This window comes from Psychrosphaera sp. 1_MG-2023, from assembly GCF_030548245.1.
GTDB classification, from domain to species: Bacteria; Pseudomonadota; Gammaproteobacteria; order Enterobacterales; family Alteromonadaceae; genus Psychrosphaera; species Psychrosphaera algicola.
Genome location: NZ_JAUORW010000002.1, coordinates 223,302 through 239,389, shown reverse-complemented (window position 1 = coordinate 239,389; position 16,088 = coordinate 223,302). Strand labels below are relative to the sequence as shown.

Below are 16,088 nucleotides of genomic sequence, written 5' to 3'. Positions count from 1 at the left end.
CCATTAGCCAAATAAGCTAAGCTGTTCAATAGCGTCGACCACCGAATCTTCTAGTCCAATATGAACACCCAATAGTCTAACGGCTCGTCCCTCGCCACGACTTAACGCCTCCACTAAAAGCGATTCAAACGTCGCTACATCAAATTGATTATGTTTTTGCTCTTTAGTTGTGACAACAAAGTCATTAAACTTTAACTTAACGCCTAACTTGCCAATATGTCGCTTGTCTAAATAGCTTTGGGCACGCTTTTTAAGTTCAGGTATGAGTTTTTCATGCATTATCTGCTTCAATACAGATAGATCCTTAATATCTTCACTGAAAGTCCGCTCAACACCAACGGATTTTCGAACTCGTTCAGTCTCTACCCCTCGGTTATCAATGCCTTGACAACGTGCCCATAAAACGGCGCCGTAACTTCCAAGCAATTGAGATAAAAACACTTCTTTAGAGTTTCTGACATCTTCCCCGACAAAGAGCCCAGCGTCGTGTAATTTTTTTAATGTAACTTTGCCTACACCCGATATTTTCTCTAGCGGCATGGTTTTAACAAATTCAACTACTTGGTCCGGCGTAATTACAAACTGTCCGTTTGGTTTATTCTCATCGCTCGCGACCTTTGCAAGAAACTTGACCGGTGCAATACCAGCGGAAGCGGTTAAACCCGTTTTATAAAAGATATCACGTCTTATTTGCTGGGCAATGAGGGTTGCGGAACCTTGAAACTCCGTACAATCGGAAACATCTAAATACGCTTCATCCAATGATAAAGGTTCAATTAGTGGGGTGTAATACTCGAATATCTCTCTAATTTGACGGCTAACTTCTTTATATTCAGCCATCCGGCCCGGAACTATCACTAAATTAGGACACTTTTTGAGGGCCATTGCAGTTGCCATGGCAGACCGTACACCGAATTTTCGTGCCTCATAGTTGCACGTGGCTATGACACCTCGCCTATCAGAATTTCCACCAACTGCAACAGGCAACCCCACTAAAGCCGGGTTATCTCTTATCTCGACACTGACATAAAACGCATCCATATCGACATGAATAATTTTTCGGTTGATGCTCATATTTAGAATATTGTCTGTTTAAATTTAATGCTCACTGGCCCATAGCTACAAAATATCACTGTATAAACAAACAGTCAAAGTGCAGTTTTTTAATCTAGATTGATAAGTTTGCAATTAAGAAGTTGAAAAACGACTAAGGTAACCTACTTATTCGTATCGTTATTTAAACAACGATTAAAACGAATAAGTTTAAGGCACATTATCGCGAAATTTATTTGGAATGAACTGCAAGCCAATCAGCTTGTTTAGTAAAGCCGTTGAGAATTAATTTGAACGAAAATTTTTGAAGGATATGAGTGAGAGTTAATAACAGTAAACGAGAGTAATACCGTACAGCCGGTTAGTTAAGATCGCTCTTGAACTAACCAGTTTAAAAAGCGTTTTGCTTCTTTGGTATTGGCCAACGTTAAATGTTTAGGGCCTGACTGATCAGAAAACACAACTTTGTTGTTGTTAACTGAAATTGAATGTAGTGGTTGCACAATTGTTAATTGCTCACCGTTATAGGTATATGACATAAATTTAATTTCTTATTATATTATTAAAAAACAGCGGCCAGTTTAGCCACCAATTATTACAGAAACATGACTAAGTAAATTCCGCACAAAATTATTCTGTGAAAAATTACAAGCATGACTAATTCGGATTATTTTACGAGTTCAATAAAGACAATACGTTTTTAATGTCAAATCAATGCATTAAAAAGTTATACAGAAAAGAAGAACTTTGGGGTAAACACAATCTTGAGTGGTTTTATAACACTCTATAAAACAAAAGGCCAAGTAAAAATTTACTCGACCTTTCAATTATTAACTATTTTTAGAAAAATCTAAAATTAGATAACAACAACGTTTGATGCTTGAGGACCTTTTTGGCCTTGTTCAATAGTGAATTGAACAGATTGACCTTCAGTCAAAGTTTTGAAACCTTCAGAAGCAATAGCACGGAAATGTACGAATACATCTTTACCGCCGCCTTCTTGAGTTAAAAATCCGAAACCTTTCTCTTCGTTAAACCATTTTACTGTGCCAGTAGTAGTAGACATAATAATCTTACCTTTTTAAATATTAAATTGAATGGTCATTTCTGACCGGTCGAGCTAAAGAAATTACTTAATTGATAGTGCCTTGGGTAAAACTGAATTCAATATAATATTAAAAAACGGGTTTACTGGTGTAACTAAAGCGGATAACAAAATAAATACTGCATCTGTAGCGCGACGTATAATAGCATAACTATTATAAAACAAAAGCCCTATTTTAGAATAAAGGATAAATAATAGACAGATTATTAGTTCATATGAATAAATGGATCTTTAGTCCCGTCAAAAAATCCATTTAATTATCCTTTTATTACAACAAATTAACCTATTTAGTTCGCGTTGACATCGGGCACTGGCTTCTCTTTGATCATTAACCACGAGACTGCCGAGATCGTCATTGAAATCGCGCAGACCACAAAGACCATGCTTTTATCATCTGCTTTATTTAGGAATAGACTCACCCCCAACGAAACCACAAGTTGCGGTAAAACCACAGACAAATTAAATAACCCCATGTACAAGCCCATCTTAGCGTTTTCGACACGCTCTGACATAATCGCAAAGGGTAAACTTACAACTGCAGACCAACCAATGCCAGCTAACGCCATGAAGAGATACATGATCATCGGTGTCGTTGCAAAAAATGCGATCAAAGCGTACGCAACTGCGGTCACCAATAATGCATAGGCATGGACTTGAATACGCCCAAACTTAATGGCTAAGGGTCCTAAAACCAAAGCGGGTAATAGTGCAGCTACGGCGTTTAAAATGGCAAAGCTGTACGAAATTGTTTGGCCTAATTCCTCCGTAGTGAGCGTCGACATTTTTTCTTGCAAAAACGCATAGCAAAAAACAAACATCGTTTGAATTCCAATCCATGAGAATGAGTGTGCCGCCAATACCTTTTTGAATCCTAAGTGCTTAGCGTCAGATTCAGAAAAGTCGTTTTCATTTTTCGATAGTGTTTCAAATACGAAATACAAGGTGATGAGCAAGGCCAATATTTCGAAATAATAGTGCTTAACTTCAAAACCAGTTAAATGTAAAACACTGGCGTAAATTGAATAAACTAAAAAGCCCCAAAGTGGCTTTATATCGCTAAGTACTTCATACCAAGAAAATTTTACATCCGCTTCTTTGTTCTCACCTTCAAGTACTTTAGGCTCTTCGATAAACAATGCGGGTATAACTGAAAATAGCAGGACGAGTGCAGCACCAAAGTAAATAAGTAGAAAATTGTTCCAAAATCCGCCGATAACATAGGCTAGTACGCCAAAGGTTCCGGAGATGGTTTGCATCCAAGTATAACCTAATGTGCGCTGCTCCCCTGCTGGAGTAACGTCAGCAATTATTGATCGTGTAGGGTTAAAGCTAACGTTTATAGACAAGTCGAGGGATAGAGCAACGGCTATAGCAACGGCCATTAAGCCAACATGACCCAAAGACTCGTTTATGATGCCGATATTCGGTAAGGCTAATAGAGATAGTGACGCTAATACGCCGCCAATAATGATAAATGGTCTTCGTCTGCCATTCCAAAACCAAACTTTATCACTAATAAAGCCAACAATAACTTGACCTAAAATACCGGCTATTGGACCGGCGGCCCAAACAATACCAATTTCATGAATATCGAGGCCATATTGTGTGCTCAGCAACCAACTCAATGCTGAAATTTGAACAGATAGTGCAAACCCCATAGCTGTGGATGGCAAGCTTAACAACATATAAAACGGTGCAGACAACTTCTTTTGGATACTCAACATTTACTGTGCTCTTGTTAAATTCATACGGTAATTTACCGTATTTCTTATAGCAGTCGACAGAAGAACTGAATTTTTGGTCATCCATACGTATGCAAAGAGGTCATGCCCAAGAGCAAAAATACATTTCATTTCAACAAGTCGAATTGACCGCAAAAACTAAAGTGACCAAAGTGGTTTTAGGCTACCAATCAAATAATTTATTTCCGAGCAGTTAGTAGGTAAACTCCCATGACGGCGAAGAACACTTTTTATCGAGAATATTAAAAACATGGCGCAACTATACTTCTACTACTCTACAATGAACGCTGGAAAATCGACGTCTTTGTTACAATCAGCTTACAATTATGTTGAAAGAGGAATGTACAGTGCCATTTTTACTGCTGCAATAGATGACCGCACCGCAACAGGCGTTGTGAGTTCTCGAATTGGCTTAAGCCAACCTGCCGATATTTTTAACAGCGACACCGATTTATTTCAGCAGATATCTAAAATCAAAGAAAATAGAGCATTGCACTGTGTGTTGGTCGACGAGTCTCAATTCCTTTCAAAAAATCAGGTACAACAACTTACCGATGTTGTCGATAAACTAAACGTCCCCGTTATGTGTTATGGAATTCGAACAGACTTCCAAGGTGAGTTATTTGAAGGTAGTAAATACTTACTATCGTGGGCTGACAAGCTTGTCGAGCTAAAAACAATTTGTCATTGTGGCAAAAAGGCCAATATGGTGGTTAGGTATGGTGAAGATGGGCACGTGGTTTCTTCAGGGGATCAAGTAGAAATTGGCGGAAATGATAAATATATGAGCTTATGCCGGAAACATTTTAAACAGGCGTTTGAAACAGGACAACTGACGTCAACAGCTTAAATCACTTCTATACTGAACTAATTTCACAACCATTGCGTTAAACCAATAAAAAAGCGCCTTTTCGGCGCTTTTCATTAAATAATTTGGTTATCTTTCCAAGCTTGCTCTTTTTCTTCTCGCGCCAATCTCTGACGTTCAAGTCGCTTATCACAAGGGTTGTCACAATTACATGCCTTAGCAATTCCTAACGCACCTAAACCACCACAACTGCCTGCAATTGTTTTCTGCTTGATCCAATAGCCTACCGACATAGCGATAAACACAATCAAAAGCAGCGCAAACGTCAATAAAAATACTTTTAACATTCTGTTAGCCTTTACCAATCAACTTTTTAAATTCCGTCGACAAAACTTCGGCAAATCCATTATCCGTTTTAATTAGAAAGTAAGCCGCGATACCATTTTTCTCTGCAAATTCAACACCGCTAACGGGACCTAAAACATTAATAGCCGTAGCGTAAGCGTCTGCACTTGCCGCAGAACTATGTAATACGGTTACCGAAGCTAACTTATGCGTTATTGGTGCTGCAGTCTCTGGGTTAATCGTATGTGAGAATCGAGTACCATTCTCTTCAAAATAATTACGATAATCACCAGACGTAGCCATACCAATATTGCCTGGACTAAATATCAACTGAGCTTCGCGTCTATTTGTCACCGGTTTTTCGACCGCTACCGTCCATAATTCTCCTGACGGTTTATGGCCTGAAAGACGCATTTCACCACCAATTTCCACTAAGTAATTGGTAATGTTATTTCGCTCTAAATATTCAGCAATTTTATCAACAGCAAAACCTTTAGCAATTGATGAAAAATCAACATAAACGTCTTTATGCTTTTTAACTGCCACATTACCTGTCAGCGAAACTTTGTCTATGCCGACAAAATGTTTAACGTTTGCAATATCTGCGTCGCTTGGGCGAGTTTCAATTCGGCCATTAGGACCAAAGCCCCACAAATTTACAATAGGCCCAACCGTTACATCAAACGCACCATTTGACTCGCGATTAATCTCGAAAGACTTTGTCAAAATTTCAACATTATCCGCTGAAAACTCAAACGGTTTACCCGCTTCTGTTTGATTAAATTTGCTTAGTTCAGAATCTGCAATATAAGTCGACATGAGTTGGTTAATTCTAATTAACTCATTGTTTACTGACTCATACAAATTAAGCTGATTGATGTCGTCTTGTGTTGGGAATAACTTAACACTAAAGGTCGTACCCATGGTTTTGCCCTGCAAAAGAACAGGCTGAACCTCAGACTCAGTTTGCTGTGTGCAAGAAACCAAAAAGGCCAGCCCTACCAGGGCTAGCCAAATTGTTTTTAACATCTTTAATGACATCAGGGGGTTAACCACCAAAGTCATCAAGAAGGATGTTTTCGTCTTCAACGCCTAAATCTTTAAGCAAGTTGATAACGGCAGCGTTCATCATTGGAGGACCACACATGTAGAACTCACAATCTTCCGGTGCTTCATGATCACGTAGGTAGTTTTCAAACAATACGTTATGAATGAAACCAGTGTACCCTTCCCAGTTATCTTCTGGTTGTGGATCAGATAAAGCAACATGCCATTCAAAGTTGTCATTTTCTTTAGCAAGCATATCGAAATCTTCTACATAGAACATTTCACGGGCAGAACGAGCGCCATACCAGAAACTCATCTTACGGTCGGTTTTTAATCGGCGTAGTTGGTCAAAGATATGTGAACGCATTGGCGCCATACCAGCACCACCACCAACAAAGACCATTTCTGCGTCTGTGTCTTTGGCAAAGAATTCACCAAACGGACCTGAAATCGTTACTTTGTCACCTTCTTTAAGGCTCCAAATGAACGATGACATTTTACCCGCTGGAAGTGTTAGGTTATTAGGTGGCGGCGTAGCGATACGCACGTTCAACATAATAATGCCTTCTTCTTCTGGGTAGTTGGCCATTGAATAAGCACGGATCGTTTCTTCGTCTACTTTAGACTCAATGCTAAAGAAGTTGAAACGTTCCCAATCCGGACGATATTCGTCAGGAATGTCAAATTCAGAATATTTGATGTGATGCGCAGGTGCTGCAATTTGAATATAACCACCGGCACGGAACGGAACTGACTCACCATCAGGAATTCTTAATACAAGCTCTTTGATGAAGGTTGCTTTGTTATCATTAGAGATAACTTCACAATCCCATTGCTTAACACCAAAAATCTCAGGCTCTAATTCGATATCTAAATCTTGTTTAACCGCTACCTGACAAGATAGACGACAACCTTCTTTAGCTTCACGTTTAGTAATGTGACCTTCTTCAGTTGGAAGAATATCGCCACCACCTGAATGGACGTGTACACGACACTGACCACATGTACCACCGCCACCACAAGCTGAAGGAATAAAGATCCCTTTGTCAGCTAGGACGTTAAGTAACTTGCCGCCAGCAGAGGCTACAACTGATTTTTCAGCGTCGCCATTAATTGAAATTGTGATATCTCCGGTCGATACTAGTTTTGACTTAGCTACTAAAATAACTAACACCAAAGCTACTACGATTGCGGTAAACATCGATACGCCGAGAACGATTTCCATCGACTTTTCCTTATTTTTTATCTAAGGGCCCCATGTAAAAACACGAGGCCGACATTAACCTTAAAGCGAGATACCACCGAAGGATAAAAAGCCAAACGCCATCAATCCTGCAGTAATAAACGTAATACCCAAACCTTTTAAGCCATCTGGCACATCTGAATATTTCATTTTCTCACGAATACCTGCCAACAATACGATAGCAAGCGCCCAACCGATACCTGAACCGATACCGTAAACAACACTTTCAACAAAACCTAAGTTCTTGGCAACCATGAAAGAAACCGCACCAAAAATTGCACAGTTAACAGTAATCAATGGTAAGAAAATACCTAACGCGTTGTAAAGCGGCGGGAAGTATTTGTCTAATGCCATTTCCAAAATTTGCACGAGTGCCGCAATAACACCAATGAAAGTAATGAAAGATAAGAAGCTTAAGTCAACAGATTGAGTAGGGTCTGTAATGCCTAAAACACCATCTAAAGCGCCTGGCGCCAAGATGCTTTGATAAATAACTTGGTTAGCTGGTACCGCTATGCCCAATACGACAATAACGGCTACACCTAAACCAATCGCAGTGCTCACTTTTTTAGAGACTGCTAAGAATGTACACATACCAAGGAAAAACGATAACGCGATATTCTCGATAAAGATCGTTTTAACCAAAAGGCTTAAATAATATTCCATTTCGATTAATCCTTCTCTACTTGTTCAGGTTTCCACTGGCGAATTGCCCAAATGATCAAACCTATGATGAAGAAAGAGCTGAATGGCAATACCAAAAGACCATTAGCTTGATACCAACCATCGTTTTGAACTAGTGGTAAAATTTCGATTCCGAAAATAGTACCAAAGCCAAATAACTCACGGAAGAATGCAACTAACATCAAGATAAAGCCATAACCTAAGCCATTACCGATACCGTCTAAGAAACTTACCATCGGCTTTTCTTTCATAGCAAAAGCTTCAGCACGTCCCATAACGATACAGTTTGTGATGATCAGGCCAACAAATACCGAAAGTTCTTTTGATAACTGATAAGAGAATGCTTTCAATACTTGGTCTACAACAATTACTAAAGACGCAATAATCGCCATCTGCACAATAATACGTACACTTGATGGGATATGGTTACGAATAGTAGAGATAAATAAGTTTGAAAACGCCGTTACCATTACAACTGCAAGAGTCATAACTAGCGCGTTTGCCATAGAACTCGTCACCGCTAGTGCTGAACATATACCAAGAACTTGTAAAGCGATTGGATTGTTATCAACAATAGGGCTAGATAAAACTTTTTTAGCATCTGAAGACATGATTACAAGCTCCCACGATTAGCGGCGATAAATGGTTTATAACCTTGTTCGCCAAACCAGAATTGCAATGTACGAGTCACACCGTTACTTGTTAATGTTGCACCCGATAACGCGTCCACACCGTGAACATCATTAGCATCTGCACCACCTTTAACTAAGTTAACCACAGGCTCACCTTTACCGTTGTAAATCCTTTTGCCAGGCCATAATGCCTTCCACTTAGGATTCATAACTTCAGCGCCTAGTCCCGGAGTTTCTTTATGGTCTGAATAAACAACATTTTTAACTGTGTTTAAGTCAGCCTCAAGACCAACATAACCATACATTAAGTCCCATAAACCTGAACCTACAATTGGTAATACAATCGAAGCAACTTTACCGGCATCGTCATGAACCAAGTAAATAACAGCTTCGTTTGCTTGACGATTAATACCTGCAGGGTCATTTGCAAGTTTTTCAGATTTTTTCGGGTCACGTGCATTTCGACGCTCTTCGAATAAATCAGGATTACCTTCAACAAATTTACCAGTCTCTAGGTCAATCATACGAGCTTCTACATATTTATTATATGTTGCAACAATGTTACCAGCTGCTTTGTCTTGTAAGCCTGCAGCTTCAAGTACTAGAGTTTGTTTATCAAGTAGCTTGTTGGCTACTTGACGAGGTTTAAGTTGTACCGCAGACACTGATACCAGCGCCGCACAAACGATACATACAGCAAATACGAAACCAACCGTTTTGCCAAAAGTCTCTTTATTATTAGACATTGCGTGCTAGCCTCCGTTTTACGTTACCTTGAACCACAAAGTAGTCGAACAATGGTGCAAATAAGTTAGCGAATAAAATAGCTAACATCATGCCTTCAGGGAATGCAGGGTTCACAACTCGAACAACTACAACCATGAATCCAATTAACAAGCCGTATGCCCATTTACTTTTATCAGTAAATGACGCCGATACTGGATCTGTTGCCATAAACAATGCACCAAGTGCAAAACCACCAACAACAACGTGCCAATGCCAAGGCATTTGAAACATTGGGTTAGTCGCACTATCAATCGCATTAAATGCAGTTGCCGTTAAAATTGTACCTATTACAACACCGGCAACAATGCGCCAAGATGCAATTCGAAGATAAATAATAAACAAACCACCAATTAACAAGGCAAGTGTTGATGTTTCACCTACAGAACCAGCAATGTAGCCGTAAAATGCTTCAGTCCAAAGCGCAATGTTATTGTAGTCCAACGAACCAGCGGCTGCTTGACTTAACATAGTTGCACCAGAGAAGCCGTCAGCGGCAACCCAAACTGCATCACCTGAAATTTCGGCAGGGTAAGCGAAGAACAAAAACGCACGACCCGCTAATGCAGGGTTTAAGAAGTTTCGACCCGTACCACCAAATATTTCTTTTGCAACAACAACACCAAAGGTAATACCAAGTGCCGCTTGCCAAAGTGGAATAGTCGCTGGAAGGATAAGCGCGAATAAAATTGAAGTAACAAAGAAACCTTCATTTACTTCATGTTTACGCACTGATGCAAATACAACTTCCCAGAACCCACCAACAAGGAAAACCGTTGCATAGATAGGTAGGAAGAAACAAGCGCCGTAGAACATTTTCATCAGGGAGCCTGAGTCACCGGCGAGTGATCCGCCTAATGCTTCAAACAGCCCAAACTGCCATGTGTCAGGTAATGAGTATCCGGCAGCTAAAGCATCAGCCGCTTGATGGCCAATATTAAACATACCAAAAAACATGGCTGGGAATAATGCCAACCACACCATGATCATAATACGTTTTAAATCAACGCTATCACGAACGTGGGTTTGACCTTTATTAACAAGACCAGGCGTATAGAAAATAGTCGCAGCTGCTTCATACAGAGCATACCATTTTTCGTATTTTCCACCTGGTTCGAAATTAGGTTCAATTTTTTCTAAATAACTTTTAAGACCCATGATTAGCCCTCTTTTTCAATCGTGGTCAAGCAATCACGAAGAATCGAACCGTATTCATATTTGCCAGGGCAAACAAATGAACAAAGTGCCAAATCTTCTTCTGCTAATTCCAAACAACCCAATTGTTGTGCTGAATCTGTGTCGCCAGAGATCAAGTCACGTAATAACAATGTTGGTAGTACGTCTAAAGGCATGATGCGTTCATAGTTACCGATTGGCACCATTGAACGGTCAGAACCATTTGTCGTAGTTGTCATTTTGAAAAGCTTCTTAGGCGTTAAATGGCCTAGGAATGCACGAGTAACCGAGAATTTATTAGAACCAGGCATAGCCCAACCCAAAAATTCTTTTTCACGGCCTTCCGCAATAACAGAAATTTGCAAATGATAACGATGCAAATATCCGTGTACGCCCATCGCTGAAGTACCACTTAACACTGAACCAGAGATAATGCGGTTTTCACCACTCTCTAATTCACCTGCCGTAATATCTGCAGTTGATGCGCCCACAGTTGTGCGGATCAAACGAGGATTTTTAACAACTGGGCCAGCCAAAGCGATAATACGCTCACTGCTTAATTCACCTGTTGTAAACAAGTGACCAATTGCTATCACTTCTTGATAGTTTACATGCCAAGCAACTTTGCTTGCAGAAACTGCATCAATGAAGTGCATCTGGGTACCAACCAAACCAGCTGGGTGTTTACCACCAAACTCGTGCAATTGAACATTTGGAGCTTCAGCTGTAATGTTTGCACCTGGTTTTTTCGATACGTGAATTTTGCCATCAGTCAATCGGCTTAACACGGTTAAACCCGCATTGAATAGCTCTTGTTGCTCTGCAATAACGACAGCTGGGTCCGCAGCAAGCGGATTAGTGTCTGTTACTGAAACAAAGATTGATGACGGAGTGCTGTCTAAGGCAGGTGTCTTGTCAAACGGACGAGTGCGTAACGCAACCCATTGTCCTGATTCGACTAGATTATCAACCACTTTGTCACGTTCAATAGAAGCTAGCTCGCTAGGCTCATATTTTGCGAATGTGACTTGCTCGTCGCCTGAAACTTCGATCACTACTGATTGAAGTACACGCTTCTCGCCACGGTTGATTTCCTTGACTACACCGGCTGCAGGGGCAGTGAATTTCACGCCAACATTCTTTTTATCTACAAAAAGAACCTGACCTTTCTTTACACTGTCGCCGACCTTAACATGCATCGTAGGACGCATGCCATGGTACTCTTCGCCAAGCGTAGCAACAGTTTTAACTGCTGGACCATCGTGGATGGCTTGTTGTGGAACGCCTTCAATAGGCAGATCCAAACCTTTTTTTATGTTGATCATACGCATATGCACTAATTTTAAGTTGGAAGAAATGGAATCTTTTTGGCAATCAAATTTCCTATCTAACTGCCTAGCACTCGATGCACTATCAAATGCCGTAAAATCTTTATTTTTTGTAAGCGTAACCCACCTACATCATTTAGCCGCAAATTGTAGCATCTTATCGGCCTTTTTGCCTATCGCAAATTTGCATTATTTGCGTCTCAACACCCTAATTAGTAGGCTAAAAATCAACCACTCAGTTAAAATTCAACGTAGAATCCCAAATAGATATCTTAATTGGGATAAATCCAATTCCATAAAAAAACCGAGTATTTTGTCAAAACTCGGTTTTTAATTAGCAATTGGCTCTAAGGTTAGATGACGTTAGCAATTTCTGCCACTGGGTTTATATCGGCATCATAATCAACGTTGTCGTAGTCGAAACCAAACAAGTGCAAAAACTCTTGATGGTAGCCAACATAGTCAGTCATTTCGTCAATTGTGTCGGTATCAACACTGTCCCACACCGCCTGTACTCGCTCTTGTACCGAGTCTTCAAGCTCTTTGTAGTTTTGGAACAAGTGACCACCATCGTCAAAGCGAGGTGTATCGCCATATAAATTTTCTCTAAACAATGCAGAAATTTGTTGGATTACGCCTTCGTAAGTACCGTCTTCTTTCATCACTTTGAAAAGTGCTGAAATATATAGTGGCATAATCGGAATTGCCGAACTCGCTTGGGTGACAACGGCATTAAGCGACGAAACATAAGCTTCACCTTTAAGATCTTCAGTAAGCGTGCGGATTGCTGTGACCGCTCGGTCTAGATCTTCTTTCGCTTTACCAATAGTTGCATGACCGTAGATTGGCCAAGTCAGCTTTTTCCCGATATAGGTATAAGCTGTTGTTTTGAACCCTTCAGACAACACATCAGCATCTTTTAATGCATTAATCCACATTTCCCAGTCTTCGCCACCCATGACTTTAACTGTATTTGCAATTTCATCTTCGTTTGCTGCTTCTACCGAAACTTCATCAATAATACGTTTAGACGTATTTAAGTTTTTAGTGGTGACGCTATTACCAATCGGTTTTAGTGTTGAAGAATATGTTTCGCCCGTGTTTGGATCAGTACGACGTGGAGAGGCAAGTGAATAAACGACCAAATCGATTTTGCCCATATCAGCTTTGATCGTTTCAATCGTTTTTGCTTTTATTTCATTAGAAAATGCATCGCCGTTAATACTTTTTGAATAGATACCAGCCTCATCTGCAGCTTGTTGAAAAGCGGCGGTGTTGTACCAACCGGCAGAACCTGTTTTTCTTTCAGTGCCTTCTTTTTCAAAGAAAATACCCAATGTATTTGCACCATGTCCAAACGTAGAAACGATTCGCGATGCTAGGCCGTAACCTGTTGATGCACCAATGACTAATACATTTTTTGGTCCGTTCGCAGCAAACTCTTGCTCTTTTACAAATGAGATTTGACGCTTAACGCTTTCAGCACAGCCAGCTGGGTGTGCATTAGTGCAAATAAATCCACGAATTTTCGGTTTAATAACCATCTTTATAATTTCCTATCTGAGTATTGTGCTGATAAGCATTCAAAATTTGCGGCAAGTTTACCTGTTCATTCACTAAAAACAGATCAGACTAGCCCAATTCTTTTCAATTTATCTTATTGTTCTCTATTTTTGTAATATTCAACTTCGGACAAATTATGATATTCAGAGACTTGTAGTTGGAATTGTCGATATGATTTCATAATTTTAGCGAACGTTTCATCACTCGCTTCTTGCTCTGCAATCACTTCATTTGAAGCTTGCTTCAAAGCCGCCATCACGTCATTTGGAAACGACTTAAACACAACACCATGCTTGTTTTTTAGCGTTTCCATCGCATTATTATTACGTGCCGTATATTCATCCAACATATCTTGATTTATAGCACGGGTCGCCACTTCCACTATTTTTTGCAAGTCTTTAGGCAACTCATTATACGCTTTTTCATTGACAGTAAATTCTAACATTGCCCCCGGCTCGTGCCACCCAGAGGTATAATAATGTTCAGCGACTTTATGAAACCCAAATGCAAGGTCATTATATGGTCCAACCCATTCTGTTGCATCAATCGCTCCTGACTGCAAAGACGTAAATAATTCACCGCCAGTTAAAGCCACTGGTACCGCACCAAGTTTTTTCATCACTTCGCCACCAAGGCCGGGGATCCTAATTTTGAGACCTTGCAAATCCGCTACGCTATTTATTTCTTTTTTAAACCACCCCGCGGCTTGTACACCGGTATTACCGCCAGCAAACGGGATCACGCCAAATGGTTTGTATAATTCACGCCACATTTCGATGCCACCACCATAATGCAACCAGCCATTCGTTTCTTGAGCGTTAAAACCAAATGGTATTGCGGTAAATATTGGTGCTGCAGGCATTTTACCTTTCCAATAATACGATGCTGCATGGCCCATTTGCGCTGTGCCTTGCGATACAGCATCAAAAACTTCAAAGCCAGGGACAATTTCACCAGCGCCGTAGACTTTTACGGTTAATCGTCCGCCACTCATCTCATTGACAAGTTTGGCAAAGTTTTCTGGTGCAGTGCCTAGGCCCGGGAAGTTTTTAGGCCAACTTGTCACTAATTTCCACTTAAAAGTTTTTTGGCTTTTAACAACATCGCCAGATGACTGCTTATCGCCACCGCAAGATACCGCCAGCATAGATATAAACGCTAAGCCTATTAATTTTCCTACTAATTTTTTCATCAACTTTTCCTTATCTATCTCTAACCATATATATAGTTTGGAAGTGCAGTTGCTAATTCCGGCCATATCGCCAAGGCAATTAACATAAAAATTTGCATAATAATAAAGGGTATTACGCCTTTGTATATAGCGGTGGTAGGAATAGATTTTGGTGTCACGCCGCGCAAATAGAATAATGCAAAGCCAAACGGGGGGGTTAAAAATGAAGTTTGAAGGTTTATTGCGATCATTATTCCTAACCATATTGGATCTACGCCCATCATAAACAAAACCGGAGCAACTAATGGTACAACTACAAAGGTAATTTCAATGAAGTCTAATATAAAGCCGAGTAAAAATATTACCACCATCACGATTAAGATTGCGCCAAATACGCCACCAGGCATATTTTGAAACAAACTATGGATCAACTCTTCACCACCAAATCCGCGAAAAACAAGCGAGAATATAGACGCGCCAATGAGGATCATAAATACCATTGACGTTACGCTAACAGTTGAAGCCATTACCTCTTTTAACGTCCCTAGGGTTAAACTGCGTTTTGTCATCGCAATGAGCATAGCGCCACAAGCACCAATTCCGGCTGCTTCGGTTGGTGTCGCAACGCCAAATAAAATCGAACCTAATACCAAAAAGATCAGCACTAACGGCGGGATTAGACTGCTAATTAGTACCGACACTGATACCTTTTCAACGTCTGTTTGCCTTGGTGTCCATTCCGGCTTAAAAAGGCCAATACATATTGAATATAATAGATACAAACCCACTAGTATCACCCCTGGTACAATAGCACCAGCAAACAGATCCCCTACTGAAATTGTTTCGGGTGAGAAGTTACCTTGGGCTAATTGCGCCTGTTGATAACCATTAGATAAAACGTCTCCAAGTAGTACGAGTGCAATTGATGGTGGGATTATTTGACCTAATGTACCCGTAGCTGCAACAACGCCCGTCGCGTAGCTTTCTTTATAGCCTGTTTTTAGCATTGTAGGTATTGCCAACAAGCCCATCGTAACAACCGTTGCGCCGACAATTCCGGTACTTGCCGCCATTAGGGCACCAACTAAAGTAACAGCAATGCCCATTCCCGCTGGTAAACGGCCAAATACTTGAGTCATACTTAACAATAGCTGCTCAGCAATTTTTGATTTTTCGAGCATGACGCCCATAAAAACAAATAGCGGAACGGCAAGTAATGTTTGATTTGTCATCACGCCAAACAACCGACTAGGTAGTGCGCTTAACAACGAGCCATCAAAAACATCAAATAACACACCAAAACCAGCGAAGATCAATGCCGTCCCAGCCAAAGAAAACGCTACAGGATAACCAAACATCAGCACAACACAGACTATAATAAACATCAAAAGACTTAACCATTCCATCT

General features: G+C 40.3%; 16 protein-coding genes. 1 reads left to right on the top strand and 15 read right to left on the bottom strand.

Annotation, left to right across the window (positions count from 1 at the left end):
• Window positions 1-3: 3 nt before the first annotated feature.
• The 4 genes from dinB to Q4575_RS02620 all read right to left on the bottom strand — a co-directional run bounded on the left by dinB (window position 4) and on the right by Q4575_RS02620 (window position 3,882).
• Entirely contained in the window at window positions 4-1,074 is a 1,071-nt protein-coding gene (gene dinB / locus Q4575_RS02635) for a DNA polymerase IV (RefSeq protein ID WP_215963387.1), read from the bottom strand.
• A 344-nt stretch (window positions 1,075-1,418) separates the two neighbouring features.
• On the bottom strand, window positions 1,419-1,592 hold the full coding sequence (locus tag Q4575_RS02630; RefSeq protein ID WP_215963386.1) for a hypothetical protein: 174 nt from the start codon (window positions 1,590-1,592) through the stop codon (window positions 1,419-1,421).
• A gap of 317 nt (window positions 1,593-1,909) precedes the next feature.
• Window positions 1,910-2,122: a cold-shock protein gene (locus tag Q4575_RS02625; protein ID WP_272182582.1), complete on the bottom strand. Its 213-nt coding sequence runs from the start codon at window positions 2,120-2,122 to the stop codon at window positions 1,910-1,912.
• Window positions 2,123-2,445: 323 nt separating this feature from the next.
• Window positions 2,446-3,882: an MFS transporter gene (locus Q4575_RS02620; protein WP_215963384.1), complete on the bottom strand. Its 1,437-nt coding sequence runs from the start codon at window positions 3,880-3,882 to the stop codon at window positions 2,446-2,448.
• Between the two features lie 268 nt (window positions 3,883-4,150).
• Here Q4575_RS02620 and Q4575_RS02615 point away from each other — a divergent pair, with 268 nt between their 5' ends.
• A complete protein-coding gene (locus Q4575_RS02615) occupies window positions 4,151-4,750 on the top strand; it encodes a thymidine kinase (protein ID WP_272180851.1) in 600 nt (199 codons plus the stop codon).
• Between the two features lie 74 nt (window positions 4,751-4,824).
• Here the strand turns inward: Q4575_RS02615 and nqrM are convergent, their stop codons facing one another.
• The 11 genes from nqrM to Q4575_RS02560 all read right to left on the bottom strand — a co-directional run bounded on the left by nqrM (window position 4,825) and on the right by Q4575_RS02560 (window position 16,086).
• Window positions 4,825-5,055, bottom strand: coding sequence for a (Na+)-NQR maturation NqrM (nqrM, locus tag Q4575_RS02610; protein ID WP_215963382.1), 231 nt, complete (start codon window positions 5,053-5,055; stop codon window positions 4,825-4,827).
• A 4-nt stretch (window positions 5,056-5,059) separates the two neighbouring features.
• The gene (locus tag Q4575_RS02605) at window positions 5,060-5,977 is read right to left on the bottom strand and encodes an FAD:protein FMN transferase (RefSeq protein ID WP_303521244.1); all 918 of its coding nucleotides are present in this window, start codon (window positions 5,975-5,977) and stop codon (window positions 5,060-5,062) included.
• A gap of 124 nt (window positions 5,978-6,101) precedes the next feature.
• Entirely contained in the window at window positions 6,102-7,325 is a 1,224-nt protein-coding gene (gene nqrF / locus Q4575_RS02600; RefSeq protein WP_215963380.1) for an NADH:ubiquinone reductase (Na(+)-transporting) subunit F, read from the bottom strand.
• A 60-nt stretch (window positions 7,326-7,385) separates the two neighbouring features.
• On the bottom strand, window positions 7,386-8,009 hold the full coding sequence (gene nqrE / locus Q4575_RS02595) for an NADH:ubiquinone reductase (Na(+)-transporting) subunit E (RefSeq protein WP_215963379.1): 624 nt from the start codon (window positions 8,007-8,009) through the stop codon (window positions 7,386-7,388).
• Window positions 8,010-8,014: 5 nt separating this feature from the next.
• Window positions 8,015-8,638, bottom strand: a complete 624-nt coding sequence (locus Q4575_RS02590) for an NADH:ubiquinone reductase (Na(+)-transporting) subunit D (protein ID WP_215963378.1) — start codon at window positions 8,636-8,638, stop codon at window positions 8,015-8,017.
• Between the two features lie 2 nt (window positions 8,639-8,640).
• The gene (locus tag Q4575_RS02585) at window positions 8,641-9,405 is read right to left on the bottom strand and encodes a Na(+)-translocating NADH-quinone reductase subunit C (protein WP_215963377.1); all 765 of its coding nucleotides are present in this window, start codon (window positions 9,403-9,405) and stop codon (window positions 8,641-8,643) included.
• A complete protein-coding gene (locus Q4575_RS02580) occupies window positions 9,398-10,600 on the bottom strand; it encodes an NADH:ubiquinone reductase (Na(+)-transporting) subunit B (RefSeq protein ID WP_303521243.1) in 1,203 nt (400 codons plus the stop codon). The genes Q4575_RS02585 and Q4575_RS02580 overlap by 8 nt, the downstream gene beginning before the upstream one ends.
• 2 nt (window positions 10,601-10,602) lie before the next feature.
• Window positions 10,603-11,943 carry a Na(+)-translocating NADH-quinone reductase subunit A gene (locus Q4575_RS02575; protein ID WP_215963375.1) on the bottom strand — a complete coding sequence of 447 codons (1,341 nt, stop codon included), beginning with the start codon at window positions 11,941-11,943 and terminating at the stop codon, window positions 10,603-10,605.
• A gap of 356 nt (window positions 11,944-12,299) precedes the next feature.
• On the bottom strand, window positions 12,300-13,490 hold the full coding sequence (fabV, locus tag Q4575_RS02570) for an enoyl-ACP reductase FabV (protein ID WP_215963374.1): 1,191 nt from the start codon (window positions 13,488-13,490) through the stop codon (window positions 12,300-12,302).
• Between the two features lie 113 nt (window positions 13,491-13,603).
• The gene (locus tag Q4575_RS02565) at window positions 13,604-14,701 is read right to left on the bottom strand and encodes a TRAP transporter substrate-binding protein (RefSeq protein ID WP_215963373.1); all 1,098 of its coding nucleotides are present in this window, start codon (window positions 14,699-14,701) and stop codon (window positions 13,604-13,606) included.
• 20 nt (window positions 14,702-14,721) lie between these two features.
• The gene (locus Q4575_RS02560) at window positions 14,722-16,086 is read right to left on the bottom strand and encodes a TRAP transporter large permease subunit (RefSeq protein ID WP_303521242.1); all 1,365 of its coding nucleotides are present in this window, start codon (window positions 16,084-16,086) and stop codon (window positions 14,722-14,724) included.
• Window positions 16,087-16,088: the final 2 nt, after the last annotated feature.

Coding starts and splice junctions, on each gene's coding strand:
- dinB (WP_215963387.1), bottom strand. CDS start 1,074: ATGAGCATCAACCGAAAAATTATTCATGTCGATATGGATGCGTTTTAT.
- nqrE (WP_215963379.1), bottom strand. CDS start 8,009: ATGGAATATTATTTAAGCCTTTTGGTTAAAACGATCTTTATCGAGAAT.
- Q4575_RS02565 (WP_215963373.1), bottom strand. CDS start 14,701: ATGAAAAAATTAGTAGGAAAATTAATAGGCTTAGCGTTTATATCTATG.
- Q4575_RS02585 (WP_215963377.1), bottom strand. CDS start 9,405: ATGTCTAATAATAAAGAGACTTTTGGCAAAACGGTTGGTTTCGTATTT.
- Q4575_RS02560 (WP_303521242.1), bottom strand. CDS start 16,086: ATGGAATGGTTAAGTCTTTTGATGTTTATTATAGTCTGTGTTGTGCTG.
- Q4575_RS02605 (WP_303521244.1), bottom strand. CDS start 5,977: ATGGGTACGACCTTTAGTGTTAAGTTATTCCCAACACAAGACGACATC.
- Q4575_RS02630 (WP_215963386.1), bottom strand. CDS start 1,592: ATGTCATATACCTATAACGGTGAGCAATTAACAATTGTGCAACCACTA.
- nqrF (WP_215963380.1), bottom strand. CDS start 7,325: ATGGAAATCGTTCTCGGCGTATCGATGTTTACCGCAATCGTAGTAGCT.
- Q4575_RS02615 (WP_272180851.1), top strand. CDS start 4,151: ATGGCGCAACTATACTTCTACTACTCTACAATGAACGCTGGAAAATCG.
- fabV (WP_215963374.1), bottom strand. CDS start 13,490: ATGGTTATTAAACCGAAAATTCGTGGATTTATTTGCACTAATGCACAC.
- Q4575_RS02575 (WP_215963375.1), bottom strand. CDS start 11,943: ATGATCAACATAAAAAAAGGTTTGGATCTGCCTATTGAAGGCGTTCCA.
- Q4575_RS02580 (WP_303521243.1), bottom strand. CDS start 10,600: ATGGGTCTTAAAAGTTATTTAGAAAAAATTGAACCTAATTTCGAACCA.
- Q4575_RS02590 (WP_215963378.1), bottom strand. CDS start 8,638: ATGTCTTCAGATGCTAAAAAAGTTTTATCTAGCCCTATTGTTGATAAC.
- nqrM (WP_215963382.1), bottom strand. CDS start 5,055: ATGTTAAAAGTATTTTTATTGACGTTTGCGCTGCTTTTGATTGTGTTT.
- Q4575_RS02620 (WP_215963384.1), bottom strand. CDS start 3,882: ATGTTGAGTATCCAAAAGAAGTTGTCTGCACCGTTTTATATGTTGTTA.